The organism is Sphingomonas sp. JC676, assembly GCF_014489075.1.
Lineage (GTDB): Bacteria > Pseudomonadota > Alphaproteobacteria > Sphingomonadales > Sphingomonadaceae > Sphingomonas.
In genome coordinates this window covers 770,555-794,749 of the sequence record NZ_JACTGR010000001.1, presented here as the reverse complement: position 1 = coordinate 794,749, position 24,195 = coordinate 770,555, and the positions used below count along the sequence as shown (strand labels likewise).

At 67.7% G+C, this 24,195-nt stretch carries 24 protein-coding genes; 9 read left to right on the top strand and 15 right to left on the bottom strand.

Annotated elements, in window-relative coordinates; all coding sequences use genetic code 11:
• The first annotated feature begins 2 nt into the window (after positions 1-2).
• Genes IAG41_RS03665 through IAG41_RS03650 form a run of 4 tightly spaced genes read left to right on the top strand, consistent with a single transcriptional unit; the run spans position 3 to position 2,296 of the window.
• Positions 3-410 (top strand): PTS sugar transporter subunit IIA, encoded by a 408-nt coding sequence (locus IAG41_RS03665; protein WP_187727201.1) that lies wholly within the window; start codon positions 3-5, stop codon positions 408-410.
• Entirely contained in the window at positions 407-679 is a 273-nt protein-coding gene (locus IAG41_RS03660; RefSeq protein WP_187727200.1) for an HPr family phosphocarrier protein, read from the top strand. The genes IAG41_RS03665 and IAG41_RS03660 overlap by 4 nt, the downstream gene beginning before the upstream one ends.
• Positions 680-722: 43 nt before the next feature.
• Positions 723-1,526 carry a TrmH family RNA methyltransferase gene (locus IAG41_RS03655; RefSeq protein ID WP_187727199.1) on the top strand — a complete coding sequence of 268 codons (804 nt, stop codon included), beginning with the start codon at positions 723-725 and terminating at the stop codon, positions 1,524-1,526.
• A 56-nt stretch (positions 1,527-1,582) separates the two neighbouring features.
• The gene (locus tag IAG41_RS03650) at positions 1,583-2,296 is read left to right on the top strand and encodes an META domain-containing protein (protein WP_187727198.1); all 714 of its coding nucleotides are present in this window, start codon (positions 1,583-1,585) and stop codon (positions 2,294-2,296) included.
• Here the strand turns inward: IAG41_RS03650 and bchE are convergent.
• The 6 genes from bchE to recR all read right to left on the bottom strand — a co-directional run bounded on the left by bchE (position 2,293) and on the right by recR (position 8,393).
• A complete protein-coding gene (gene bchE / locus IAG41_RS03645) occupies positions 2,293-3,849 on the bottom strand; it encodes a magnesium-protoporphyrin IX monomethyl ester anaerobic oxidative cyclase (RefSeq protein WP_187727197.1) in 1,557 nt (518 codons plus the stop codon). The two genes, IAG41_RS03650 and bchE, sit on opposite strands and share 4 nt — an antisense overlap.
• 232 nt (positions 3,850-4,081) lie before the next feature.
• Positions 4,082-4,870, bottom strand: coding sequence for a DUF2189 domain-containing protein (locus IAG41_RS03640; RefSeq protein WP_187727196.1), 789 nt, complete (start codon positions 4,868-4,870; stop codon positions 4,082-4,084).
• A 90-nt stretch (positions 4,871-4,960) separates the two neighbouring features.
• Complete coding sequence (locus IAG41_RS03635; RefSeq protein WP_187727195.1) at positions 4,961-5,680, bottom strand: tetratricopeptide repeat protein; 720 nt, start codon at positions 5,678-5,680, stop codon at positions 4,961-4,963.
• A gap of 80 nt (positions 5,681-5,760) precedes the next feature.
• Positions 5,761-7,158, bottom strand: coding sequence for a DNA recombination protein RmuC (gene rmuC, locus IAG41_RS03630; protein WP_187727194.1), 1,398 nt, complete (start codon positions 7,156-7,158; stop codon positions 5,761-5,763).
• 82 nt (positions 7,159-7,240) lie between these two features.
• On the bottom strand, positions 7,241-7,765 hold the full coding sequence (gene def / locus IAG41_RS03625; protein ID WP_187727193.1) for a peptide deformylase: 525 nt from the start codon (positions 7,763-7,765) through the stop codon (positions 7,241-7,243).
• 31 nt (positions 7,766-7,796) lie between these two features.
• On the bottom strand, positions 7,797-8,393 hold the full coding sequence (gene recR, locus IAG41_RS03620) for a recombination mediator RecR (protein ID WP_187727192.1): 597 nt from the start codon (positions 8,391-8,393) through the stop codon (positions 7,797-7,799).
• A 53-nt stretch (positions 8,394-8,446) separates the two neighbouring features.
• Between recR and fmt the strand changes: the two genes are divergently transcribed.
• Entirely contained in the window at positions 8,447-9,358 is a 912-nt protein-coding gene (gene fmt, locus IAG41_RS03615; RefSeq protein ID WP_187727191.1) for a methionyl-tRNA formyltransferase, read from the top strand.
• Positions 9,355-10,113: a tRNA pseudouridine(38-40) synthase TruA gene (gene truA / locus IAG41_RS03610; protein WP_187727190.1), complete on the top strand. Its 759-nt coding sequence runs from the start codon at positions 9,355-9,357 to the stop codon at positions 10,111-10,113. The genes fmt and truA overlap by 4 nt, the downstream gene beginning before the upstream one ends.
• 195 nt (positions 10,114-10,308) lie before the next feature.
• Here the strand turns inward: truA and IAG41_RS03605 are convergent, their stop codons facing one another.
• From IAG41_RS03605 to IAG41_RS03565, 9 genes are all read right to left on the bottom strand, one after another.
• Entirely contained in the window at positions 10,309-11,505 is a 1,197-nt protein-coding gene (locus IAG41_RS03605) for a class I SAM-dependent RNA methyltransferase (protein ID WP_187727189.1), read from the bottom strand.
• Positions 11,496-12,902, bottom strand: a complete 1,407-nt coding sequence (locus IAG41_RS03600) for an NAD(P)H-hydrate dehydratase (RefSeq protein WP_187727188.1) — start codon at positions 12,900-12,902, stop codon at positions 11,496-11,498. Before IAG41_RS03600 ends, IAG41_RS03605 begins: the two co-directional genes overlap by 10 nt.
• The gene (locus tag IAG41_RS03595; RefSeq protein ID WP_222950541.1) at positions 12,899-13,273 is read right to left on the bottom strand and encodes a hypothetical protein; all 375 of its coding nucleotides are present in this window, start codon (positions 13,271-13,273) and stop codon (positions 12,899-12,901) included. The genes IAG41_RS03600 and IAG41_RS03595 overlap by 4 nt, the downstream gene beginning before the upstream one ends.
• A 150-nt stretch (positions 13,274-13,423) precedes the next feature.
• Entirely contained in the window at positions 13,424-15,145 is a 1,722-nt protein-coding gene (gene ilvD, locus IAG41_RS03590) for a dihydroxy-acid dehydratase (protein WP_187727187.1), read from the bottom strand.
• A 32-nt stretch (positions 15,146-15,177) separates the two neighbouring features.
• Complete coding sequence (locus IAG41_RS03585) at positions 15,178-15,891, bottom strand: N-formylglutamate amidohydrolase (RefSeq protein ID WP_187727186.1); 714 nt, start codon at positions 15,889-15,891, stop codon at positions 15,178-15,180.
• Positions 15,891-16,619 carry an enoyl-CoA hydratase/isomerase family protein gene (locus IAG41_RS03580; RefSeq protein WP_187727185.1) on the bottom strand — a complete coding sequence of 243 codons (729 nt, stop codon included), beginning with the start codon at positions 16,617-16,619 and terminating at the stop codon, positions 15,891-15,893. The genes IAG41_RS03585 and IAG41_RS03580 overlap by 1 nt, the downstream gene beginning before the upstream one ends.
• Positions 16,620-16,788: 169 nt before the next feature.
• A complete protein-coding gene (locus IAG41_RS03575) occupies positions 16,789-17,586 on the bottom strand; it encodes a 4-(cytidine 5'-diphospho)-2-C-methyl-D-erythritol kinase (protein ID WP_187727184.1) in 798 nt (265 codons plus the stop codon).
• Between the two features lie 4 nt (positions 17,587-17,590).
• On the bottom strand, positions 17,591-19,198 hold the full coding sequence (locus IAG41_RS03570; RefSeq protein WP_316251075.1) for a tetratricopeptide repeat protein: 1,608 nt from the start codon (positions 19,196-19,198) through the stop codon (positions 17,591-17,593).
• A gap of 88 nt (positions 19,199-19,286) precedes the next feature.
• Positions 19,287-20,939 carry an electron transfer flavoprotein-ubiquinone oxidoreductase gene (locus tag IAG41_RS03565; RefSeq protein ID WP_187727182.1) on the bottom strand — a complete coding sequence of 551 codons (1,653 nt, stop codon included), beginning with the start codon at positions 20,937-20,939 and terminating at the stop codon, positions 19,287-19,289.
• Between the two features lie 128 nt (positions 20,940-21,067).
• Between IAG41_RS03565 and IAG41_RS03560 the strand changes: the two genes are divergently transcribed.
• The 3 genes from IAG41_RS03560 to moaB are packed head-to-tail and all read left to right on the top strand — an operon-like array spanning position 21,068 to position 24,193.
• Positions 21,068-21,790, top strand: coding sequence for a uracil-DNA glycosylase family protein (locus IAG41_RS03560; protein ID WP_187727181.1), 723 nt, complete (start codon positions 21,068-21,070; stop codon positions 21,788-21,790).
• A complete protein-coding gene (locus tag IAG41_RS03555; protein ID WP_187727180.1) occupies positions 21,787-23,676 on the top strand; it encodes a transglycosylase SLT domain-containing protein in 1,890 nt (629 codons plus the stop codon). The genes IAG41_RS03560 and IAG41_RS03555 overlap by 4 nt, the downstream gene beginning before the upstream one ends.
• A complete protein-coding gene (gene moaB, locus IAG41_RS03550; protein WP_187727179.1) occupies positions 23,666-24,193 on the top strand; it encodes a molybdenum cofactor biosynthesis protein B in 528 nt (175 codons plus the stop codon). Before IAG41_RS03555 ends, moaB begins: the two co-directional genes overlap by 11 nt.
• The last annotated feature ends 2 nt before the right edge of the window (positions 24,194-24,195 follow it).

Here is a 24,195-nt window from a genome sequence, read left to right as displayed (position 1 = left end):
CGATGATCGGTCTGGTACTCGTGACGCACGGGCGGCTCGCGGAGGAGTTCGTCGTCGCGATGGAGCATGTAGTGGGCAAGCAGGAACGGATCGCTCCGATCTGCATCGGCCCCGACGACGATATGGAAAGTCGCCGCGCGGACATCGCCGAGGCGATCAAGAGCGTCGATTCGGGACGCGGCGTGATCGTGCTGAGCGACCTGTTCGGTGGCACCCCGTCGAATCTGGCGATCTCGCTGATGGAAGCGGGCCGGATCGAGGTGATCGCGGGCATCAACTTGCCGATGCTGATCCGCCTGGGCAGCGCCCGCAAGACGATGAAGGTGACCGATGCGGTTGCGGCGGCGCGTGATGCCGGCCGCAAGTACATCACGGTCGCCTCGGAGGTTCTGGGAGAAGCCGCCGCGTGAGCCGTTCCAGTCATACCGTCACCATCGAGAATCGCCGGGGCCTCCACGCCCGCGCCAGCATGGCCTTCGTCACCCTCGCCACGAGCCAGCCTGTCGAGCTCGTCGTCGAGAAGGACGGATCGACCGCCGCCGGCACGTCGATCCTCGACCTGATGATGCTCGGCGCCGCCAAGGGCGACAGCATCACGATCAGCGCCGAGGGCGACGGCGCCGAAAGCGCGGTCCAGGCGCTGGTCGCGCTGGTCGAGGCGCGCTTCGGCGAAGAGTGAGCCGTTCGACAAGCCGGCCCTGCTCGGTCTAGGGGCTGAGATCATGCCCCGCGAAATCACCGCTTTTTCCAACCCCCTCATCAAGCGTGTCCGCAATCTGCGCGACAAGAGGCATCGCCGCGAAGAAGGCCTGTTCCTCGCCGAGGGGCTGCGCATCCTGACCGAGGCACGCGAGGCGGGGCGGCTGCCCGAATATCTGTTCTTCGCCCGCGACATGGCGAGCCATTCGCTGGTGCGGACCTTGGTCGCGGCGACCGAGGCGGCGGGCGGCGAGGCGATCGAGACCAATGCCGACATTCTCTCCAAGCTTTCGGGCAAGGACAATCCCGGCGCGGTGGTGGGTGTCTATCCCGAGTTCGGCGTCGGGCTCGACGCGCTCGATCGCAGCAAAGCGCCGATCTGGCTGGTCGCCGAGCGGCTCCGCGATCCAGGCAATCTGGGCACCATCCTGCGCACCGCCGACGCAATCGGCGCAGGCGGGCTGATCCTGGTCGACGAATGCGTGGATCCCTTCTCGGTGGAGGCGGTGCGCGCCAGCATGGGGGCGCTGTTCACCGTGCCGGTGGCGCATGCCGGCTGGGCCGAGTTCCTCGCCTGGCTGCGATCGGGGCCGGGCCAGCTTGTCGGGCTGAGCCTCGACACCGAATTCGACTATCAGGCGCCGCGCTATCAAGCTCCTACCTTCCTGCTGACCGGCAACGAGGCGCAGGGCATGCCCGATTTCATGGCCGCCGAGTGCGACCTGCTGGTCAAGATTCCGATGCTCGGCAAGGCCGACAGTCTCAATGCCGCTGTGGCGACGGCGGTTATGGCGTATGAAGTGCTGAACCAGCGCCGCGCCGGCTGAGGCAATCCGCCGTTCAGGCGCCTGAGCACATTTCGAGTGGCGAAGGGAGAGAGACAATGCGCGTTTCCGCCATTTCCGCGATCGGCCTGCTGGCCCTCGCCGCCTGCATGCCCGCCAATGCCAGCGCGCAGAGCGCCGCGCAGCCCTATCACGGCCTGGGCACCGAGCCCTTCTGGTCGGTCACGCTCGACGGCCAGACGATCCACTACGAGCCCGCCAACGGCCCGGCGGTCAGCGTTCCCAGCCCGCGGCCGATCGTCGGCTTCAACGGCGAGCGCTACGAGACGCGCCGCCTGACCGTCGACATCACCCATGTGAAGTGCAGCGACGGGATGAGCGACCGCATCTATCACGACACGGTGGTGCTGACGGTCGACGGCAAGACGCTGCGCGGCTGCGGCGGCGAGACGGCGACCTCCCCCGCCACGGCACCCTCGACATTGCTGGAAGGCGCATGGTCGATCCAGTCGATCGCCGGCCGGCGGCCCGTGGCGGGCACGCGCCCCGATGTGCGGTTCCAGGGGACGCGGATTAGCGGCAGCACCGGGTGCAATAGCTTCGGCGGCGCCTTCCGCTTCGATCGCGGACATCTGACCACCGGCCCGCTGATTACCACCCGCCGCGCCTGCGCGCGCCCGGCCAATGCGCAGGAGCAGAATGTGCTGAAGCTCCTCGGCCAGCGGCTAAGCGTCAGCCGCAACCGCGCCGGCAAGCTGGTGATGACCGGACACGGACAGACCTTGGTACTGGTGCGGACCGGCGGGCGCTAAGCGCCGCGCGCGGTTTCGACGACCGAAAACAGCGCCGCTTTCGAGCCCGGTTTCGCGCCCCGCACGACCCGCGACGCCTCCTCCTCATGATCCTGGGCTGCACCGAGATGCTGGCCGACCGTCCGGCCGTCCTCGCGATAGCTGTTGCGGAAGAGGAAGCTCAGTATCTCGTGGAACCAGACGCGGCGGCCCATGCGATAATACCAGCGGATCGCATGGCGGATCTTCGGGTCCGGGTGCCAGGCCCAGCGCATCAAGGCGCGCGGGCGTAGCTGCGCGGATGCCTCGATCAGCTTGACCCACAGAAACAGGCGCCACGGCGGCATCCGCGACATGCTCAGCACCTGATGCTTATAGTCCCATTTGGTCTTGTCCGGCTGGACGACGGGCCGGTCCTCCGCGAGCCGGTAATAGGGCGTCCAGCGGTGCGGCGTGACATAGAGCGCCTGGATCTGATCGGCGTCGTACGAGATAAGCTGGCGCAGGCCGCGGAACAGATCGGCGTCGGTTTGGTCGGCGAATCCGGCTACCCAGGTCACCATCGACAGGATGCCATGCCGGCGCAGCAGCCGGATCGCCTCGCGGTCGCTCGCGATCGCGCCGCCCTTGCGGATCAGCTTCAGCGTAGCCTCGTCGGTATTCTCCATGCCCATCAGGAAGCGCTCGAACCCCGCCTGCTTGTACAAATGGAGGATATCGGCATCGCGGACGATGTCGTCGGCACGGGTCGATCCGACCAGGGTGACCGACACCTGCTCGGCGATCAGCGCCTCGAGAAAGGCGCGCCAGGGCTTGCGGCCGGCGCTGGGATTCTCGTCGGCGAAGTTGAACACCTCGACGCCATGCTCGCGGTGCAGCTGTGCGATCTCCCGGGCCAGCCGGACGGGATCGCGGTGGCGCCAGCGCGTCCAGAAGCCGCGCTGGCCGCAATAATTGCACAGATGCGGGCAGCCGCGGGAAAACTGGATCACGACCGCGCGCTTCCCGCCCCAATAGCTGTAGCGGCGAAAGTCGATAAGCTCCCAGCCGATCCGATAGGCATCGAGATCGGTGATGACACCCGCGGCGGGGGTGCCGACCATTTGTCCGTCGCGGCGAAAGGCGATGCCCGGAACGTCTTCGAGCGGGTCGCCGCGCTCGAGCGCACGCATCAGGCGCCGCGCCGTCTCCTCGCCCTCGCCGCGGACGATCGCCGTGACGTGCGGTTCGTCGCGGAGGATCTCCCGCCAGAAATAGGTCGGATGCACCCCGCCATAGACGATGCGCGCGGACGGAAGCGCCTGAGCGACGGCGGCGGCGACACGGCTGACGATGGGTTGGGCGGAGGAGGATCCCGAATGCCCGAAAAGCACCGCGTCGGGCGCGCGCCGGACGATCTCCTCGACGAGTGCAGCGATCGGGATCGGCCCGAACTCGCCGTCGATCAGCGACACCTCGTGTCCGTCGTCGATCAGCGGTCCGCCGACGCTGAGCAGGCCAAGCGGCGGCAATTGTTCCTTGGGAATGCGGCTGCCGATCGCCGGATGTGGCACGTTGACGAGCAGAATGCGCAATGAGTCGCTCCCTCCGTTGAGGGCCGGCTTTTCGCAGGCTGTCGTCGAGGAAGGATGGCCGGGGCGAGGAGATATGGTGCAGGAGATCGCATCGACTGCGGCGCACGGCCCAGTGTCGTCGAAGCGAGGTGCATGGAGCTTCGGCGACTCAGGAACCGAGGAGTGGACCCCGGCACAAGGCCGGGGTGACGAAATTAGCCCTTTGTCTCGCTCGCTCCCGCGCTCCGATCGATCAGCGCACGACGAGCTTGGTGTAGAGATGCCAGGTCGCGTAGCCGAGCACCGGGAGGACCACCGCCAGGCCGACGAAGAACGGGATCGATCCCACGACCAGCAGCGCCGCGACGATAAGCCCCCACCGGATCATCATCCCCTTGTTGACGGCGACGGCGCGCACCGAGGTGCCGATCGCGGTCCGCGCATCGACATCCTTGTCGACCAGCATCGGCATCGACACGACACTGAGCGTCAAGACCAACCCGGCGAAGAAGAGGCCGGCGAGATTGCCCAGCACGATCAACGTCCAGCCCTGCGGCGTCGTAAACAGCTGGGTCATGAAGGTGCCCAGCGTTTCCGGCGCCACGCCCATCAGTCCGAAATAGAGGATACCGGCGATGGCGATCCAGCTGAGGAAGACCGCCACCAGCAGCCCCATCACAATGGAGATCGAGTCGATCGAGGGGCGTTTGGCGAAGCCGAAGAAATGCGACCAGCTCGAAGGCCGGCCTTCTTCGCGGCGCCGCGCGAGCTCGTAGAAGCCCACGGCCACTGCGGGCCCCAGCAGCGAGACCCCGGCGCTGAGCGGGAAGAAATAGGGGATGAGCGAGCCCTGGAGCGCCACGATCGCGGCAATCAGGCCGACCGCCGGATAGATGAACCCGACGAAGATGAGATCGCCGCGCCATTCCAGGAAATCGGACCAGCCCTGTCGGAGCGCATCCCGGAGATCCGCGGCGCCAATGGTGCGGATCTCATACGTCTCCGCGGGACGTTCAACGCCTTCGAGTTGAGCGACTGCCATGACGCGCTCCTTCCATTCCCCGGCGGGCGGATCATACGCTTCCGGCGGCCCGATCGCAACGCGCCGGGATCGATCGGCAGGCACAAGGGCTCAGCTCGATTTCTTCTTCCGCGCTTCCTGTTGGTCGCGGACATATTTGAGTTCGTGCGCGACCTTCTCGTCGTCAGGCGTCAGCTCCAGGCATTTGACGAGAATCGCTTCGGCCTCGTCCAGCCGGTCCAGCTCGATCAGCTCGAAACCCATGCCGAACCAGGCGGTGCGCAGCGCACGCGTGCGCGCGTCGCCCTCGAGGCGTTCCGCGAGATCGGCGGCGCGCGTGTAGCTGGCAAGCGCATCGTCGGGCCGCTTGAGCATCTGATAGGTGTAGCCGAGCTCGGAATGGAATTGCGCGCGCATCGGCCACATCGCCACCGCACGTTCCAGAAACTTCACCGCTTCGTCGAGCCGATCGAGGTCGATCAGCGCGAACCCCTTGGCCCAGAGCGCGAAGCACCAGGTCGTGCCGATAGCGATCGCCCTGCCCTTGTTGGCCACGCTATGCGTGGCAAGTTCCTGGAGCGATTCCTCCGGCGAACTGGCGCAGAATATCCGGCCCTTCTCGCCCGCATAATCCGCCTCATAGTCGCGGATGATCTGATCGAGCTCGGCCAGCCCTGCTTCGGGCTGCCCGGCCTTGATCAGCGCCAGGGCCTTGTCGACTCGCGCGCTGCGCGCCGTCTCGACACTCTCGCGGGATGTGCTGGCAGGAGCAGACTGCGCCACCGCCAAGGGCACCCAGAAAACCGACAACAACGCCAAGCCGTACCGCATCCGCGCTCCCCCTTGCAGCGATGCGAGGCTAGCATCGCGATCGGGCCGGCGTCATCCCCCGCCGACGGAGCGAGCAACGGCTATTCCGCGGCCTGCGCCGGCGCTTCCAGCTCGGGCACCTCGGCCTCGCCGGCATGGCTGGCGAGCAGCTCGACCGGCGGGATGCTTTCGATCTCGCGCGCGCCGGGCTCGATGTTGAGATCGCGCAGCTTGCGTGCCGAGACCAAAGCGCGCGTCTCCAGGCTGTTCGCGAAGGTGTTGAAATTCTTGACCGCGGTGTTGAGACCGCTGCCGACGACGCGCAGGTCGCCGAGCGCCTTGGCGAGGCGGTCGTAGAGCTCCTTGCCGAGCTCGCCGATCTGGCGGGCCTCTTTCGCCAGCTTCTCCTGCCGCCAGACCGCCGAGACCGTCCGCGCGATCGCGATCAGGTTGGTCGGGGTGGCGAGCAGCACGCGCTTGTCGAAGGCGAAGTCCCACAGCGTGGGATCGTGCTCGAGCGCGGCGGAGAGGAAATGCTCGCCGGGGACGAACATGATCACATAGTCCGGCGCGTCCTCGAACTGGCTCCAATAGGCCTTGTTGCCCAGGCTGTTGATATGGGCGCGCATCGAATCGGCGTGCGCCTTGAGCCCTGCGAAGCGCTCAATATCGTCGACTGCGCCGAATGCGTCCTGATAGGCGTTGAGCGAGACCTTGGCGTCAATCACCAGAGCGCGGCCGCCGGGCACGCGGACGATCGCGTCGGGACGCAACCGCCCGCCATCCTCGCCGGCGACATTCACTTCGGTCTCGAAATCGGTATGTTCGGAGAGCCCGCAGGTCTCGAGCACGTTCTTGAGCTGCTGCTCGCCCCAGCGACCGCGCGACTTGGGCGCGTTGCGCAGCGAATTGACCAGCTTGGCGGCCTCGGTACTGACGCGCTCGGTGCCGATGCGCATCTGCTCGATCTGGCCCTTGAGCTCGCCGAAGGCGTCGCGGCGCTCGGCTTCGACCTTGGCGACACCCTCCTCGTAGCGCTGGAGGCGTTCGCTGACCGGCTGGAGCATCGACTTGAGGTTGGCGCCGGCAAGCGCTTCGGATTCCTTGAAGCGGGCCGCTGCGCGCTCGAGAAATTTCTCCTGCGCCTTGTCGAGCGCAGTGCCGGCCAGATCGCCGAACTGTGCGGCCATGGCTTCCTTGGTTTCGCGCAATTCCGCGTGTCGTGCCTCGAACGCCTCGGCCTTGACGCGCAGTTCGGTGAGCTGGAGGCGGGCGATGTCGCGCTCGTCGCGGATCGCGGCCAACTCCTCGCGGAGCGCCGGCACCGGGCTGGCGCGTTCCTCCGCCATGGCGAGATCGGAGATCGCCGCCTTGAAATCATCCTCGCGGCGCTGGGCCTCGGCGCGCGCCTCACCAACGCCGCGCGAGCCGAGGAACCAGCCCAATCCGACCCCGACGACGAGCGCCGCGATCACGAGGACAAGAGCTACCGGATCCAAATTCGCCTCCCGAGGAACAGAAAGCGAACCTAGACAGGTCCGGGACTCAGGGCAAGCAGATCGCGATCGGTCGTGCGGAGGCTCAGGCGGCCTTGCGGGCCTTGTTGAGCTTTTTCATGATCATGTCGCGCTTCAGGCGCGAGAGATGGTCGATGAAGACGATCCCCTCAAGATGGTCCATCTCGTGCTGGATGCAGGTGGCGAGCAGGCCTTCGAACTGCTCGTCATGGGACTTGCCCTGCTCGTCGAGCCACTTGACGCGACAGCGCGCGGGGCGCTCGACATCGGCGAACTGATCGGGGACCGACAGGCAGCCCTCGGTATAGATGGAATGCTCCTCGGCGGGTTCGAGGATCTCGGGGTTGATGAAGACGCGGGGCTCGCGGATCGGCTTGCCCTCCTCGTCCTCCTGCTCCTGCAGGTCCATGACGATGACGCGCTTGGGCACGCCGACCTGGATCGCGGCGAGGCCGATGCCGGGAGCGTCGTACATCGTATCGAACATGTCGGCGATCAGATCGCGCAATTCGTCATCGACCGTGTCGACAGGAGTAGACACGAGACGCAGGCGCGGATCGGGAACTTCGATAATCGTACGTAAAGCCATGAGGGAAATTTAGGAGGCCGGGGGTGCGGGGTCAAGCAACCGGGCGCCGCGCGCGCAGCGCCTGGGCCAAGGTTCCCTCGTCGAGATAGTCGAGCTCGCCCCCCACCGGCAGGCCATGGGCGAGCTGGGTGACGCGTACGGGATAGGTCTCGATCCGCTCGGCGATGTAGTGCGCGGTGGTCTGCCCCTCGAGCGTTGCGTTCATCGCGAGCACCACTTCGTCGATGCCGCCGGCGGCGATGCGGCGGACCAGGCTGTCGACGCGCAGGTCCTCGGGACGAATGCCTTCGAGCGCCGAGAGGCGGCCGCCCAGGACGTGGAACTTGCCTGGGAAGAGCCGCGAGCGATCGAGCGCCCAGAGGTCGGCAACCTCCTCGACGACGCAGAGCGAGCGCTGGTCGCGGCGGGGATCGGCGCAGATCACGCAAGGATCGACCGTGTCGACATTGCCGCAGATCGAGCAGGTGCTGAGATGCTTGCTGACCGCGCCCAGCGCTGCGAGCAGCGGATCGAGCGCGGTCTCGCGCTTCTTAAGGAGATGCAGCACCGCGCGGCGGGCCGAGCGCGGGCCGAGACCGGGCAGCCGCGACAGGGCCTGGGTGAGCGCTTCGATTTCGGGAGAAGCCATGGCTGCAGACATAGGGGCTTGCGCATGTCTCTGCCAAGCAGTTGAGAGGACATATGCGGATCGTCTTCATGGGAACGCCCGAATTTGCCGTGCCGGTGCTCGATGCGCTGGTCGCGGCGGGGCATGATGTGGTTGCGGCGTACAGCCAACCGCCACGGCGCGCCGGGCGCGGCAAGAGCCTGACGCCGTCACCAGTGCAGGCGCGGGCCGAGGCGCTGGGAATCGCGGTGCGCACGCCGCTGTCGTTCCGGAAGGAGCCCGAGGCGATCGAGGCGTTTGTAGCGCTGGAGGCCGATGTGGCTGTGGTTGCCGCCTATGGGCTGATCCTGCCCCAGGCGGTGCTCGATGCGCCGCGGTTGGGGTGCCTCAACGTCCATGGCTCGCTGCTTCCACGGTGGCGGGGCGCCGCGCCGATCCAGCGGGCGATCCTGGCGGGCGATACCGAGACCGGCGTCGGGATCATGCAGATGGAGGCCGGGCTCGACACCGGGCCGGTGCGACTGGAGGGGCGGACGCCGATCCTTGGCAAGACTGCCGGTGAGCTGAGTGCCGAGCTGAGCGCGATGGGCGCGCGGCTGATGGTGGCGGTGCTGGACGATGTCGACGCGCATCCGGCAGTGGCGCAGCCCGAGGCGGGCGTGACCTATGCGCCGAAGGTCGACAAGGCCGAGGCTCGGCTGGATTTTTCGCGCAGCGCGGTGGAAGTCGAGCGTCAGGTAAGGGCGTTCAATCCGGCGCCGGGGGCGTTCTTCGAGTTCCAGGGCGAGCGGGTGCGAGTGCATTCGGCTCTCGTCCGTCACCCCGGTGAAAGCCGGGATGACGGTGTTGTTCTGGATGATGCCCTGACGATCGCCTGCGACGAGGGCGCGATTCGACCGCTCCTCGTCCAACGTGCGGGCCGAGGCGTCATGACGGCAGAGGAACTGCTGCGTGGGTTCCCCATACCGGTGGGAACCCAGCTTTGACGCGGTTCGCATTGACGGTGGAATATGACGGGCGGCCGTTCATGGGGTGGCAGCGCCAGGACCATGGCCCCAGCGTGCAGCAGGCGATCGAGGAAGCTGCGCTTGCCGTGACCGGTGAGACGGTGGCGGTCCACGCCGCGGGGCGGACCGATGCGGGGGTGCATGCGCTGGGGATGCGTGCGCATCTGGATATCGAGCGCAGGATCACGCCGTTCCGGCTGATGGAGGCGCTCAACGCGCTGCTCCGGCCAGCACCGGTGGCGGTGCTCGATTGTGTAGAAGTCGCGGACGACTGGCACGCGCGATTCTCGTGCTTTAGCCGCCACTATGAATATCGAATCGTAACAAGAAGGGCACCGCTGACCTGGGAGAAGGGGCTGGCCTGGCGCGTGCCCCAGCCGCTCGACGTCAGCGCGATGCAGGCCGGCGCGGCGCGGCTGGTGGGGCGGCACGACTTCACCACCTTCCGCTCGGCGCATTGCCAGGCGGACAGCCCCTCGCGGACGCTCGACCGGCTCGACGTGGTGGCGGAGGGCGAGCGGATCAGCGTGTTCGCCTCGGCGCGGTCGTTCCTGCACCACCAGGTGCGCTCGATGGTCGGCTGCCTGGGGCTGGTCGGCCAGGGGAAATGGTCGCCGGACGACATGAGCGCAGCGCTGGAGGCGCGCGACCGCACGCGTCTGGGGCTCAACGCGCCGCCGGACGGCCTGTTCTTCCTGCGCGCGGATTATCCGGGGAAGGATAGGGTGGAATGATCTGGTTCTCGATGGCTGCCCTCGCGCTTGCGGCTCTCTACTGCGTTGTCCGAAGCGTCCTTGATCTTCGGCAAAAGCGGTACGTCGGGGGCATCCTGGGCTTATTGGCAGCAGCAGCGATCGTAACGACGCCGGTTCCGACGCATGCCGTGAAGGTCGTGCTTCCCTACGCGCCACCCGCGCACTAGCGCGACATCAACGGCTGAACTTCGCCGCCAGCTCGACATGGGTCGACCAGCGGAACTGCCCCACCGGCTGGATCCAATCGAGGCGATACCCGCCTTGAGACAAGGTCTCGGCATCGCGCGCAAAGGTGCTCGGATTGCACGATACATATGCGATCAATGGGACCTTGGACGCGGCCAGTTCGATTGTCTGTTCACGGGCGCCGGCGCGGGGCGGATCAAGGACGACCGCATCGAACTTGTCGAGGTCCGCAGCCGTGACCGGGCGGCGGAACAGGTCGCGGTGATCGGCGAAGACCTGAAGCTGGCGACTGCCGGAAGCGGCCTTGAGCGCGAAGATCGGATCGCGCGCGGCCTCGGCGGCATAGACCCGGGCATTGGGAAAGGCGAAGGTGAAGGTGCCCAGGCCGGCAAACAGATCGGCGACGGTGCTCGCACCACCAACCGCTTCACGCACAGCGGCGACCAGGGCTGCCTCGCCCTCGGGCGTCGCCTGGAGGAAACTGCCGCTGGGAAACGGCACCGGGACGCCGCCCAGCGTGATCGTCACCGGATCGGGCTCCCAGCGGGCGGTGGGGCCGAAGCCCTCGTCCAATGCAAGGCGCGCGAGCTTGTGCCGCCCGGCAAAGGCGGTGATCGCCTCGGCTGCCGCGAGTCCCTCGGCTTCCATGCCGTCGATCAGCACATCCGGCCCCTGATCGGTGATCGCGAGATGGACATTGACGCGACGCGCGCCGGGCAGGAGCGCCGAGAGCAAGCCACGCAGCGGGTTGAGCAGCGCGAACAGCGCCGGATCGAGGATCCAGCATTCCTCGAGGTCGATCAGCTTGTGGCTGCCCGGCTCGGTAAAGCCGAGGCGGAGTTGGCGGCCGCGACGCTCGGCGTGGAGCGTCGCGCGGCGGCGCGTCCGCTCGGGCGAGAGCATGGGCGCCCGGATCTCGGTCTTCAGGCCGTGCGCGGCCAAAGCGGCGGTGACGCGATCGGTGATGAAGCCGGCCCAGCTGGCATCGTCGAGATGCTGGAGCTGGCAGCCGCCGCATTCGGGGAAATGCCGGCACGGAGGCTGCTGGTGGTGCGGACCGGGGATGACCAAGCCTTCAGGGGTGAGGTGATCCCCCGGCGCGGCGAACGCCGCGTGGCGGCCATCGGCGGTGACGCCATCGCCACGCGCGGCAACGCGAACGATTTCGTCTTCGATTACAGGCATTCGGCGATGGCCTCTGGGATTCGGTCGATCAGCCCATCGGCGATGAAGGCGGGACCTGCAAGCTGTGCCGCCCGACCGTGAAGCCATGACGCCGCTTCGGCGGGACCGACGCCCTTCCCGCCCCCGGCGACCTGCGCCGCGACCAGGCCGGCAAGGACGTCGCCGGTGCCCGCGGTGGAGAGCCAGGACGAAGCGCGGGCAAGCACGCGAACCTCGCCTTTGGGATCGGCGATCACGGTGTCGGAGCCCTTGTGGAGGATCGTCGCGCGGGTGGCGGCAGCGGCGGCGAGCGTGCGATCGATCTTGCTCCCCTCGCCTTCGAACATGCGGTCGAACTCGCCCGAATGCGGGGTGAGCCAGGTGGGCGCGGTGCGGGCCTGGAGGCTGCGCGTCGCGCCGGAGGCGAGCAGGCTCAGTGCATCGCCATCGAGCACCAGCGGCTTGTCGCAGGCGAAGGCGGCGCGGACATAGGCTTCGGCCCGGCGGTCGCGGCCCAGCCCGGGCCCGAGCACCACCGCGTCGATCCGGTCCCAGGCAAGGAACTCGGCAAGATCCTCGGCGGTGGCGATGCCCCGGCGGACAAGCGCGTCCGGGCCGCCATTCCAGGGATCGACGCCGGCGAGGACGACATAGCCCGCTCCCCCCGCCATCGCGGCGCGCGCTGCGAGGCGCGCAGCGCCAGGCATGCTGCCTTCGACCACGGCGACGAGGCCGCGGGTATATTTATGGCTGTTGGGGCCCGGCGCAGCCAGAATGGGCCGCGCAACACTGCGCCAGTGCGTATCGACCGGAATGCCGATATCGGCGAGCAGGACGTGGCCACAGGCTTCCAGGCCATAATCGAGCAGATGCGCGGGCTTGAGCGCGCCCAGCGCCAGTGTAGCGCCGATCCCGTGCGGCGCCCCGAGATTGGCGCCGGTGTCGGTGTCGATGCCGGAGGGGACGTCGATCGAGAGGGTGAAATCCGCGCCGCGACAGAGCTCGGTGAAGACCGCCGCAAGACCACGCTCGAGTGGACGCGTCATCCCGGTGCCGAACAGGCCGTCGACCAGCAGTGGTCGCGGGCGGGCGGCGTAGAGCGAGCTGGTCGGCCCGTCCCATTGGGCGTGCATGCGCTGTGCCGCGCCCGGTTTGGGCTCGCCCGTCGCGACCAAAGTGACCTCATGTCCCTCGGCCTTGAGCAGGCGCGCGGCGACATAGGCGTCGCCACCATTGTTACCCGGGCCGGCGAGGATCAGGATCGGCCTGCCCATTGCGAAGCGCGCCGCCTCGCGGGCGACGGCTTCCCCTGCCCGCTCCATCAGCGCGTCCTGCGAGACGCCGGTGCGGAACACCGCTTCCTCTACCGTGCGCATCTGCGCGGCGGTGACGATCGGCGCACCGGCGGGGATGGTCACTTGCCGGCTCCACGCACCGTGGCGGGGAGCCGGTAGCGCGAGCCGCCGATCGCGACTTCGATGCGGTTGGGCGGGAGCGGCATCACCACCGCCTGCTCGGCGCCGTCGGCGGCGATCACGCCGCGCCCGTCGGTGGTGACTAGCAGACGGCGGAACCCGCCATCGGGCTGGCGCACGGTGAGGAACAGTCCGTCCTGCGACTGGACGCGATCGATTGCGCAGACATAAGCGAACTGCTCGGCGCCCTCGGGCGCGCATTCGATGCGGCCCTCGGCATGCTCGATCGCCTTTTCATGGCTTTGCGCCTTGGCCTCGGTCGCCTTGTCGCGGACCTGGACGCCGCAGGCGGTGAGGCTCAGCGCAAGGAGCATCACACAGACTCTCCCTCTCCCGCCTGCGGGAGAGGGCCGGGGTGAGGGTGTGTGCGGTCCACGAGCTTTATGCATGAGGCCACGACTCACCCTCACCCGGCCTCGCGTTGCTCGGCCACCCTCTCCCGCGAGCGGGAGAGGGCATTCAGATCAGATGTCCGCGTAGACATGGCGTTCGGCGCTGGCTCCCGGGTGTGTCACCGCGCCCTTATAGGCGGGGCCGACGGTACGGGAATAGCGCCAGAGCGCGCCGGACTGATAGTCGTTCACCCGCGGCTCCCAGCGGGCGAGACGTTCGGAGAGGACCTCCTGTGCCACTTCGAGATCGATCGTGCCGGCTTCGGCGTCGATCGTGATGATGTCGCCATTCTCGACCAGCGCGATCGGGCCGCCTTCGGCAGCCTCGGGGCCGACATGGCCGATGCAGAAGCCGCGAGTCGCGCCCGAGAAGCGGCCATCGGTGATCAAGGCGACCTTCTCGCCCATGCCGAGGCCATAGAGTGCGGCGGTAGTGGAGAGCATCTCACGCATCCCGGGACCGCCCTTGGGCCCCTCGTAACGGATGATGAGGACCTCGCCTTCCTTGATCTCGCGATTCTCGACTGCCTGGAAGCATTCCTCCTCGCAATCGAACACGCGCGCCGGGCCGGTGAACCGGAGGCGCTGCATGCCCGCGACCTTCACGATCGCGCCCTCGGGTGCCAGCGTGCCGCGCAGGCCGACGACACCGCCGGTGGGCGAAAGTGGCGTCTTGACGTCATAGATGACCTTCTGGTCGGGGTTCCACGTCACCTGATCGATATTCTCGCCCAGCGTCTTACCCGTCACCGTCATGCAATTGCCGTCGAGGAAGCCGCCCGCGAGCATCGTCTTCATCAGCATGTAGACGCCGCCGGCTTCGTGCATGTCCTTGGCAACATACCTACCACCCGGTTTCAGATCGGCGATGTAAGGTGTTGATTTGAAGGCATCGGCGACGTCGTGCAGATCGAAATCGATCCCCGCCTCATTGGCCATCGCAGGCAAATGCAGCGCGCCGTTGGTCGAGCCGCCGGTGGCGGCGACGACGCGGGCAGCGTTGATGAACGCCTCGCGGGTGCAGATGTCGCGCGGGCGGAGATTCATCGCCAGCAGCTCCATCACCTGCGCGCCCGCCGCGATCGCGATCTGCTCGCGCGACTTGTAGGGCGCGGGCACCATGTTCGAATTGGGCAGCGACAGGCCGATCGCCTCGCCGACGCAGGCCATGGTGTTGGCGGTGAACTGGCCGCCGCACGCGCCATGGCCCGGACAGGCGACCTTCTCCAGCGCGGTCAGCTCGGAGAGCGGGCAATTGCCGGCGGCATATTGGCCGACCGCCTCGAACACGTCGACCACGGTGACGTCGCGATCGTGGAAGCGACCGGGCAGGATCGAGCCGCCATAGACGAAGATGGAAGGCACGTTGAGGCGGAGCATCGCCATCATCATGCCGGGGAGCGACTTGTCGCAGCCGGCGAAGGCCACCAGCGCGTCATAGCAATGCCCGCGCACCGAGAGCTCGACCGAATCCGCGATCACCTCGCGGCTGACCAGCGAGGACTTCATCCCCTGATGACCCATCGCGATGCCGTCGGTGACCGTGATCGTGTTGAAGCGGCGCGGCATGCCGCCGCCGGCGATCACGCCCTCGCGTGCGGCATCGGCCTGGAAATCGAGCGTGGTGTTGCACGGCGCGCTGTCGTTGCCGGCGCTGGCGAGCGCGACGAAGGGCTTGGCGATATCCTCCTCGGCTATGCCCATGGCGTAATAATAGCTGCGGTGGGGAGAACGCTCAGGCCCGACGGAAACGTGGCGGCTGGGCAGGCGGGACTTGTCGAATCGGCTGGTCATGACGCGCAAGCCTATGTCGCGGGAGATGCGTTCTACGCAAGATGATTGCGCAAAGAATTTGTAAGGCCGGCCAAAATCTGGCTCCATCGCTCCACGCCCGCCGGATCGCGGATCAGGTCGTTGCGGATCTCGATCGCGACCGAAGGGATGCCCTGCCCTTCGGCATGGCGATTGAGCGTCGCGTTGAGCAGGCGGCCCGAATAGGGCTCGTTGTCGCCGGTGATCAGGCCCTGGTCGCGGAAGAATTGGACCGCGGGCAGCGCGGCGCGGGTGTCGCGATTATAGAGCACCCCGACCTCCCAGGGGCGCGGGGTGCCGCCATGTTCGAGACAGGGCGTGAAGCTGTGGATCGAGAGGATGAGCTTCGGGCGCCGGGCGCGGATGCGGGCGCGGATCAGGCGGTGATAGGGCGCGTGGAAGCGGGCGATGCGCGCCTGGCGGTCGGCACCTTCATTGCCCGGGATCAGATGGCCATCGCTCCGATGCGGGATCAGGCCGACATGATCGGGCTCGCGGTGGAGATCGATGACGAGGCGCGAGACGGTGGCGAGGATCGCAGACGCACCGAGGCTCGCCGCCAGCGCACGGGTGACCGCGGCGGCACCGATGTCGATCGCGATGTGGAGATCGAGCAGCTCGGGAGCGATGCCGAGATCCACGTCGTCGGGCACGGCATTGGAGGCGTGATCGCAGAGCAGGAGGACGTCCTGCGCGCTGCCCTCGAGGATTTCCGCGGCGGGCTGCATCAATAGACCGGCTTGCGGCGCGCACCGAAGGCGGCGAGGCCCTCGGCGAACTCAGCGCTACCGAACGCATCGTCAAAAGCCTGGTCGAGATCGGCGGCGGGGCCATTCAGCGCGCGCTTGAGCTGGCGGACGGCTTCGGGAGCATTGCCGGCGATGGTCTGGGCGATCGCGAGCGCGGTTTCGGCCGCCTTTTTGGCGCGGATATCGACCAGGCGGATCGCCTTGGCCTCATCGGCTTTCACCCAGTCGCCGGTGAACAGCATCATCGACGCCACGCCTTTGCCCACCTGCGCGTGGAGGCGAGCCACATCGTCCTGCGGATAGCCCAGGCCCAGTCGTGCGGGCGTGGTGGCGAACTCGGCGCGGTCGCCGGCGATGCGGATATCGGCGGCGAGGATCAAAGCGACCGCGGCGCCAAAGCAGCCGCCCTCGATCGCGGCGATCACCGGGATGGGCAAAGCGGCAATCGCCTCAATCCCCTCGCGCATCGCCTCGCGGAATTGCGCACGGAGTCTCGGCTCGCCTTGGAGCTGCTCGAACTCGCGGACATCGGCGCCGGCGGAAAAGATGCCGACCACGTCGGAGCGCAGGATCACGACGCGGGCGTCACTGACTTCCCGCGCGGCGGCTGCGATCGCCTGCCAGGCGGCGATCGGGAGTGCGTTCTTGGCTTCGGGACGCGCCAACGCGATTGTGGCCACGGGTCCGTCTCGGCTGATCTGGATCATGGGGCGCGGCTCTGCCCGATCCGGGAGCCGCTGTCACGGGGATGGCGCGCGGGCGGGGCTTTCACCCGGCACCGCGAGCCACCAGCGAACGTCCCGCGCCGGGCTGATCCGCTGGTGACAATATGCGCACGCGAATGCGAACAGCGGCTTTAGGGGATTGGTAAACGGCTCAGACGAGGCGGGTTTCGAGATGCCACCAGCCTTGGGGCACCCCTGCGGCCGCGGCGGCGCGCGCGGCTTTGCTGTCAAACAATGCGAAACAGGTGGCGCCCGAACCCGACATGCGGGCGAGCGTGACGCCCTTCTGCGCATCGAGCCACGCCATCACGGTTTCGATCACCGGTGCCACCAGCCGCGCCGGAGCGTAGAGGTCGTTGCGGCCGAGCATCGGATCGGGCGTCAGCGGTCCGCGATCGATCCCGTCCCAGCGGGTGAAAACTTCTGCTGTCGATACCGCGACGTCCGGATTGACCAGCAGCACCGGCATCCCGGGCAGTCCGGGCACAGGCTCCAGCCGCTCGCCCCTGCCCCGCCCGATCGCCGTCTCGCCAAGCAGGCAGGCGGGGACGTCCGAACCGAGCGCGGCGGCGATGTCGAACATCTCGCCGAGCGGAACGCCGTGCAGCCGCCCCAGCGCGCGAAGCGTGGCGCCGGCGTCGGCCGATCCGCCGCCGATGCCCGAGGCGACCGGCAGGCGCTTGTCGAGCGTGATGGCATGGCCGCCGCCGCCGAACGCCTCGCGGAAGCGCGTGGCGGCGCGGGTGACGAGATTGTCGGCCTCCCCCGCCAGCGCGGCGGCGAAGGGCCCGGTCAGCGCGAAGCTATCGGTATCGGCGGGCTCGACCTGCAGCACATCACCGTCCTCGACGAACGCGAACAGGGTCTCGAGCTCGTGATAGCCATCGGGCCGGCGGGCGCGGACATGGAGCGCCAGGTTGAGCTTGGCGCGCGCAATCTCGGTGATCATGGCTTCAATTGGCGGCGAGCGTGAGCCCGCGGGCGAGCTTGCCCGCGATGCGGCCCGCGGCAGCGGGATCGGCATAGACCGCCGCGGCGCGCCAGGCATAGCGCGCCTCGTAATGCCGGCCGAGCCGCCAATAGGCGTCCCCCAGATGCTCGTTGGCACGGGCGCCACCGGGATCGACGCGCGCCGCTTTCTCGAGCAGGGGAAGCGCGCGGGCCACGTCGCCTTGCTGGTAATAGGCCCAACCGAGCGAATCGGCGATGCCGGGATCGTTGGGTCGCAGCGCCTGGGCGCGGACGAGCAAAGCCTCGGCATCGGTCAGATTCTCTCCGCGCTCGACCTGGGCATAGCCAAGATATTCGAGCGCCTGGGGCTCCATCGGCGCAAGCTGCACGGCGCGGCGGAGCGCGGGCAGCGCCTCGTCCCAGCGACCGGCGCGATCGAGCGCGGTGCCGCGGAGATAGTGGAGCAACCATTCCTCACCGACCTGCTGGCGATCGAGCCCGGCGGCATAGGCCGCGGCGGCGGCGTCATATTGCGCATCGTCGGCAAGGAGATCGCCATAGGTCTGCGCATCGGCACCGGTGGCATGCCTGTCGTGCGCCATCGCCCTTGCGGCAGCCAGCGCCTCGGCGCCGCGTCCGGCGCGACGAAGCGCGGCTACGCGACCGGCGGCGGCACCACGCGCGAAGGGGCCCTTGCGGTTCACTTCCTTCAGTACGGCGAGTGCAAGATCGGAGGAGCCGCCCTCCGACAAGGCCTCGGCAAGGTAGAGCCGGGCGCGGTCGTCCTCGGGATCGAGCAGCAGCGCCGATCGGGTGAGCAACACCGTGAGCGGCTGCATGTCCTCCTTGGCGATATCCTGGGCGAGGCCGAGGAACAGCCGCGAGGCGCCGAACGCCGCGTCTGCCTTGCCACTCTTGCCCATCCGCTTGCGCAGCACCACGATCTCGGGACGATCGCCGTCGAGGAGCCGGCGCGCCCTGTCGCGCTCGCCAGTCGCGGCGAGGAGCCGGGCGGCATCGATGCGCAGATCCTCGTCGTCGTCGGGGTTTATCATCAGCGGCAGCAGCGAGACCATCGCCTCGTCGGTGCGGCGAGCGGCGAGCAGCAGCAGCGCGCGGTGACGGCTGGTGTAGCGCCGCGAGAGGCCGCTGCCGCCGGCCTTGTCGAGCGACGCCACCCCGTCCTCGCCGCGATCGAAGGCGAGCCAGGCGCCGAGCACGGGTGCGAGGAAATCGAGCGGGCCGCCGGCCATACGCTGGATCGCGGTCTGCGCGCCCAGCCGGTCGCCATTGTGGAGCGCAATCGAAAAGGCGAGCACGGCAGTGTCGGGCGGCGCGACGCCTTTGCGCACCATCACCGCCGCGGCCTTGCTGGCGAGGCTGTAATCGCCCGCCGAGAGCGCCTGGCGATAGGCGCGCAGCGCGATCACCTCGTCGTCGGGCGAGGCGGCCAGCGCCTTGGCATAGCCGGCGGCGGCGATCGCCGCGGCGCCCTGGGCATCCGCCGCCCGGGCGCGGACATAGTCGGCCGGATCCTGCTGCGCCACCGCGGGCAGCGCCGCGAGCAGAGCGAGAGCCGTTATTAGTCCCGCACCGGCGCGCTCCCCCACCCGGCCACCCATAGGATATTGGCGCTGGGTGGCCGGGTGGGGGAGCGGGCCGGTGCCGCGTTCAGCGTCTGCTGAACCAAAAAGGCGCTTACATGTTCGGATAATTGGGGCCGCCCCCTCCTTCGGGAACCACCCAGTTGATGTTCTGCGTGGGGTCCTTGATGTCGCAGGTCTTGCAGTGCACGCAATTCTGCGCGTTGATCTGGAACCGCAGATCATCGCCTTCCCCCACTACCTCATACACGCCGGCCGGACAGTAACGCTGCGCGGGCTCGGCGTACACCGGAAGATTGTAATCAATGGGGATTTCCGGATCCTTGAGCGTCAAATGGACCGGCTGGTCCTCCTCGTGGTTGGTGTTCGAGACGAACACCGAGGTGAGTCGGTCGAACGTCAGCACGCCATCGGGCTTGGGATATTCGATCGGCTTCGACTGATCGGCGCGGCGCAGGCTTTCATTGTCGGGATGGAGCTTCATCGTGAAGGGCCAGCGCAGGCCGAGCAGCTCCATCCACATCGCAGTGCCTGCCAGCAAAGTGCCCCAGACATCGCCGAACTTCTTGACCAGAGGCGCGACGTTGCGGACGCCGCGCAGCTCCTTGTAGACCCAGCTGGCCTCATAGGCCTCGGTATAGGCAGTAAGCTCGTCAGCGCTGCGGCCGGCCTGGAGCGCGGCGAAGGCGGCCTCGGCGGCCATCATCGCGCTCTTCATCGAGGTGTGGCTGCCCTTGATCCGCGGCACGTTGAGGAAGCCGGCGGAATCCCCGACCAGCGCCGCGCCGGGCGCGGTGAGCTTGGGCACCGCCTGCCAGCCGCCGTCCGAGATCGCGCGGGCGCCGTAGGAGACGCGCTTGCCACCCTGGAGCATCTCCGCGATCGCCGGGTGCGTCTTCCAGCGCTGCATTTCGTGGAAGGGCGAGAGATAGGGGTTCCGGTAGTTCAGCCAGACGACGAAGCCGAGTGCGACCTGGCCGTCGGCCTGGTGATAGAGGAAGCCGCCGCCATTGGCGTCGTCGTCGAGCGGCCAGCCCTGGGTGTGGACTACCTTGCCCGGCACATGTTTCGCGGGGTCGATATCCCACAATTCCTTGATGCCGATGCCGTAGATCTGGGGCTGGCTGTCCTTGGCGAGATCGAAGTTGCGGATGAGCTGCTTGGTCAGATGCCCACGACAGCCTTCGGCGAAGAAGGTGTATTTCGCGTGGAGCTCGAGGCCGGGCGCATAGTCCGGCTTGTGGTGCCCGTCGCGCGCCACGCCCATGTCGCCGGTCGCGACGCCCTTCACCGATCCGTCTTCGTTGTAGAGGATTTCGGCGGCGGCAAAGCCGGGGAATATCTCGACGCCCAGTTCCTCGGCCTTGCCGGCAAGCCAGCGGCAGAGATTGCCGAGCGAGCCGGTATAGGTGCCCTTGTTGTGGAGATAGGGCGGCATCATGATTGCGGGGAACGCCGACTTGCCCTTCGCGCTCAGGAACCAGTGATGATTCTCGGTTACGGGGGTGCGCGCGAGCGGGCAATCCTGGTCGCGCCAGTCGGGGATCAGCTCGTCGAGGCCCTTGGGATCAACGACCGCGCCCGACATGATATGCGCGCCGACCTCAGAGCCCTTTTCCAGCACGCAGACCGACAGCTCGGCGCCCGCTTCGTTCGCCAGCTGCTTGAGCCGGATCGCCGCGGAAAGCCCGGCAGGCCCCGCGCCGACGATCACGACGTCAAAGGGCATCGACTCCCGTTCGTTCATCCCAAATCCCCTAGTCTTTCCTCGTTCCGGACGCGCTGGCCGCTTGTCGTCGCACCCTCGCCACGTCCTGTCCCTCTCGCGATGGAGCCAGATTGACCGCGACGTCAACAGGGATTCAAAGCATTGGTATGGGGGTGGAAACGGTTCAGGACTGGCGCAGGACGCTCAGCAGCGCACTCGAATGGTGGCAGGATGCCGGCGTCGACGTGCTGGTGGACGAGGAGCCGCGCGACTGGCTGGCGCGCCGCGCGCCGCCCGCCGAAGCCATGCCGAGCCCGGATGCCGTAGCGGCGCCGGTCGAGACGCTTCCCGATACGCTGGACGCTTTCATCGCGTGGCGGATGAGCGAGGCCGCACCTGAATATGGTTGGATGACGCCGTGCGTTCGACCCGCAGGATCGCCCGATGCGGAATGGGCGATTTTCACCGACATGCCCGAGCCCGACGACACGGACGCACTGCTGACGGGTCCATCGGGGCGGCTGCTCGACCGGATGCTCGCCGCAGTCGGCCTCTCCCGCGACTCCGTCTATATCGCCTCGCTCGCCACGGCGCGGCCGCTGACCGGGCGCATTCCCTCCGAGCAGCAGGCCCGCTTGGTCGCGCTGGCGCGCCATCATCTGGGCCTGATCGCGCCGAAGAAGTTGCTGATCCTGGGGCAGGCGACGAGTTGTGTGCTGGACGAGACGAGCGACGCCGCCGGCTTCAATCGTATACACGAGATTAACCATTCGGGCGTCACTATGCGGGTGTTGGCGACATATCATCCACGCTGGTTGTTGGATCATGCTGCCGCCAAACAGATTGTCTGGAAGCATTTGCTTCCGTTCAGCCGGGAAACCAGCGAGTGACACTGCGTATCATCCTAGCCGCGGCGCTGACCGCGGCCCCGGCAATTGCCCATGCCGACGACCTGAACACGCCCGGCGATCATACCGTCACCCAGCCTTTGGCTGTCCCTGCCCCGATCCGCGACGGCGACGGCATTCCAGACCAGCTCGATAGCGATCAGCGCGCCGGCTATCGCGCGGTCTTCGCGGCGATCCGCGCCGGCCGATGGTCCGACGCGCAGATCCAGCTCGATTCGATGAAGCCCGGCCCGCTGCACGCGATCGCGCGCGCCGAGCTCTACACCGCCAAGAATTCGCCGCGGGTCGAGATGACGCCGTTGCTCGCGCTCCTCGCCGAGGCGCCCGAACTGCCCGAAGCCGAGCAGATCGCCCGCATGGCCAGGACGCGCGGCGCAGTCGATCTTCCGGTGCTGCCCGTCGCACAACGGCTCGTTTGGTTCGATGCGGCGCCGGTGCGCCAGCGCGCGCGCTCGGTGAAGAGCGATGCCGCGGCGACCGAGATCGCGCTGGCGATTCAGCCCTATGTGAAGAGCGACAACGGGCCGGAAGCCGAGGCTTTGCTCGACCGATTCTCCCCCGATTTGACGCCCGAGGCGCTGACCGAATGGCAGCAGAAGGTCGCGTGGATCTACTACATCGCCGGCGACGACGCGAATGCACGCCGCGTCGCGGCCAAGGCGCAGGACGGTGCCGGCACCTGGGCGCCCCAGGCCGATTGGGTCCAGGGCCTGGCGGCATGGCGCCAGCAGGATTGCGAGACCGCCGATGCGGCGTTCGAGCGCGTTGCAACGCGCGCCGCCGATACCGAGATGCGCTCCGCCGGCCTCTATTGGGGGTCGCGCGCCGAAATGGCGTGCGGCCGGCCCGACCGCGTCGCCGCCAAGCTCAAGGCCGCGAGCCAGTATAACGAGACCTTCTATGGTCTCCTCGCCCGCTCCGCGCTGGGCGTGGAAGACAAGTCGAGCAAAAGCGAGGACTTCGTCACCGAGGACTGGAAGACGCTGCGGCTCCGACCGAACGTCCGCGTCGCCGCGGCGCTGGTCGAGATCGGCGAGAATGCACTGGCCGACGAAGTGCTGCGCCACCAGGCCAAGTTCTGCAATCCGGGTGAACATGGCGCGCTCATCCGCGTGGCCGGACTGCTGAGCCTCCCCTCGACCCAGCTCTGGCTGTCGCATAACGGCCCCGCCGGTGCGCATCCACTGATGGAGGCGCGCTATCCGGCGCCCAACTGGACGCCCGACGGCGGCTGGCGAGTCGACAAGGCGCTGGTATTCGCCCACACGCTCCAGGAATCGCGCTTCAACGCCGAGATCCGCAGCGCCGCGGGCGCGATGGGCCTGATGCAGGTCAAGACCGGTGCCGCGATCGATGTGGGTCGCAAGCGCGGCGTGACCTATGCCGCGTCCGATCTCACCAAGCCGTCAGTCAACATGGAGATCGGCCAGTCCTATCTCGAGCAGCTGCGCGACCAGCCCTTCACCCAGGGGCTGCTGCCCAAGGTGATCGCCGCGTACAATGCGGGCCCCTCGCCGGTGCAGCTGTGGAACAGCATGTCCCGCGACGGTGGCGATCCGCTTCTCTATATCGAGAGCATCCCTTATTGGGAGACGCGCGGCTATGTGATGACGGTGCTGCGCAACTATTGGATGTACGAGCAGAAGGACGGCCGCAAATCGGTGAGCCGCGCCGCGCTCGCGCAGGGGCTGTGGCCCAAATTCCCGGGAATGCCGGGCTCGTCTTCGATCAAGCTCCAGACGCGCCGCGCACCCGCGTTCGTGCCCCCTGCTCCCGTGCTGCGCGCCGAACCGGTGCCCGGTGACGAAGCTCCCGCGGTAACGCTGAGCGCGCGCGCGGTGCCGGCGCAGGTCGCCGGTGGCAATTGACGAGAGCATTGCGTTCCGCCCGGTGCGGATCGCGGTGCTGACGGTTTCGGATACACGAACCCTGGCCGACGACAGCTCCGGCGACCGGCTGGTCGAGCGGTTGACTGGCGCGGGGCACGAACTCGCCGAGCGGGCGATCGTGAAGGACGATCCCGAATCCATCGTCGCACGACTCCATGCCTGGATCGACGATCCGGAGGTCGACGTCATCCTCACCACCGGCGGCACCGGCGTGACCGGCCGCGACGTGACGCCCGAGGCGTTGGCCCGTGTCTGGGACAAGGAAATCCCGGGCTTTGGCGAGCTGTTCCGCTGGCTGAGCTACCAGACGATCGGCACCTCGACGATCCAGTCGCGCGCAACTGGGGGCGTTGCGCGCGGCACCTATATCTTCGCGCTGCCCGGCTCGACCGGCGCGGTCACCGATGCCTGGGACGGCATCCTCGCGACCCAGCTCGACATCCGCCACAAGCCCTGCAACTTCGTCGAGCTGATGCCGCGCCTGATGGAGCGCTGAGC

Excerpts from the sequence above, each read along its gene's own strand:
- IAG41_RS03665 (WP_187727201.1), top strand. The coding sequence starts at position 3 with ATGATCGGTCTGGTACTCGTGACGCACGGGCGGCTCGCGGAGGAGTTC.
- IAG41_RS03655 (WP_187727199.1), top strand. The coding sequence starts at position 723 with ATGCCCCGCGAAATCACCGCTTTTTCCAACCCCCTCATCAAGCGTGTC.
- IAG41_RS03650 (WP_187727198.1), top strand. The coding sequence starts at position 1,583 with ATGCGCGTTTCCGCCATTTCCGCGATCGGCCTGCTGGCCCTCGCCGCC.
- IAG41_RS03640 (WP_187727196.1), bottom strand. The coding sequence starts at position 4,870 with ATGGCAGTCGCTCAACTCGAAGGCGTTGAACGTCCCGCGGAGACGTAT.
- IAG41_RS03635 (WP_187727195.1), bottom strand. The coding sequence starts at position 5,680 with ATGCGGTACGGCTTGGCGTTGTTGTCGGTTTTCTGGGTGCCCTTGGCG.
- def (WP_187727193.1), bottom strand. The coding sequence starts at position 7,765 with ATGGCTTTACGTACGATTATCGAAGTTCCCGATCCGCGCCTGCGTCTC.
- recR (WP_187727192.1), bottom strand. The coding sequence starts at position 8,393 with ATGGCTTCTCCCGAAATCGAAGCGCTCACCCAGGCCCTGTCGCGGCTG.
- fmt (WP_187727191.1), top strand. The coding sequence starts at position 8,447 with ATGCGGATCGTCTTCATGGGAACGCCCGAATTTGCCGTGCCGGTGCTC.
- IAG41_RS03605 (WP_187727189.1), bottom strand. The coding sequence starts at position 11,505 with ATGCCTGTAATCGAAGACGAAATCGTTCGCGTTGCCGCGCGTGGCGAT.
- IAG41_RS03595 (WP_222950541.1), bottom strand. The coding sequence starts at position 13,273 with ATGCTCCTTGCGCTGAGCCTCACCGCCTGCGGCGTCCAGGTCCGCGAC.
- ilvD (WP_187727187.1), bottom strand. The coding sequence starts at position 15,145 with ATGACCAGCCGATTCGACAAGTCCCGCCTGCCCAGCCGCCACGTTTCC.
- IAG41_RS03585 (WP_187727186.1), bottom strand. The coding sequence starts at position 15,891 with ATGCAGCCCGCCGCGGAAATCCTCGAGGGCAGCGCGCAGGACGTCCTC.
- IAG41_RS03580 (WP_187727185.1), bottom strand. The coding sequence starts at position 16,619 with ATGATCCAGATCAGCCGAGACGGACCCGTGGCCACAATCGCGTTGGCG.
- IAG41_RS03575 (WP_187727184.1), bottom strand. The coding sequence starts at position 17,586 with ATGATCACCGAGATTGCGCGCGCCAAGCTCAACCTGGCGCTCCATGTC.
- IAG41_RS03565 (WP_187727182.1), bottom strand. The coding sequence starts at position 20,939 with ATGAACGAACGGGAGTCGATGCCCTTTGACGTCGTGATCGTCGGCGCG.
- IAG41_RS03560 (WP_187727181.1), top strand. The coding sequence starts at position 21,068 with ATGGGGGTGGAAACGGTTCAGGACTGGCGCAGGACGCTCAGCAGCGCA.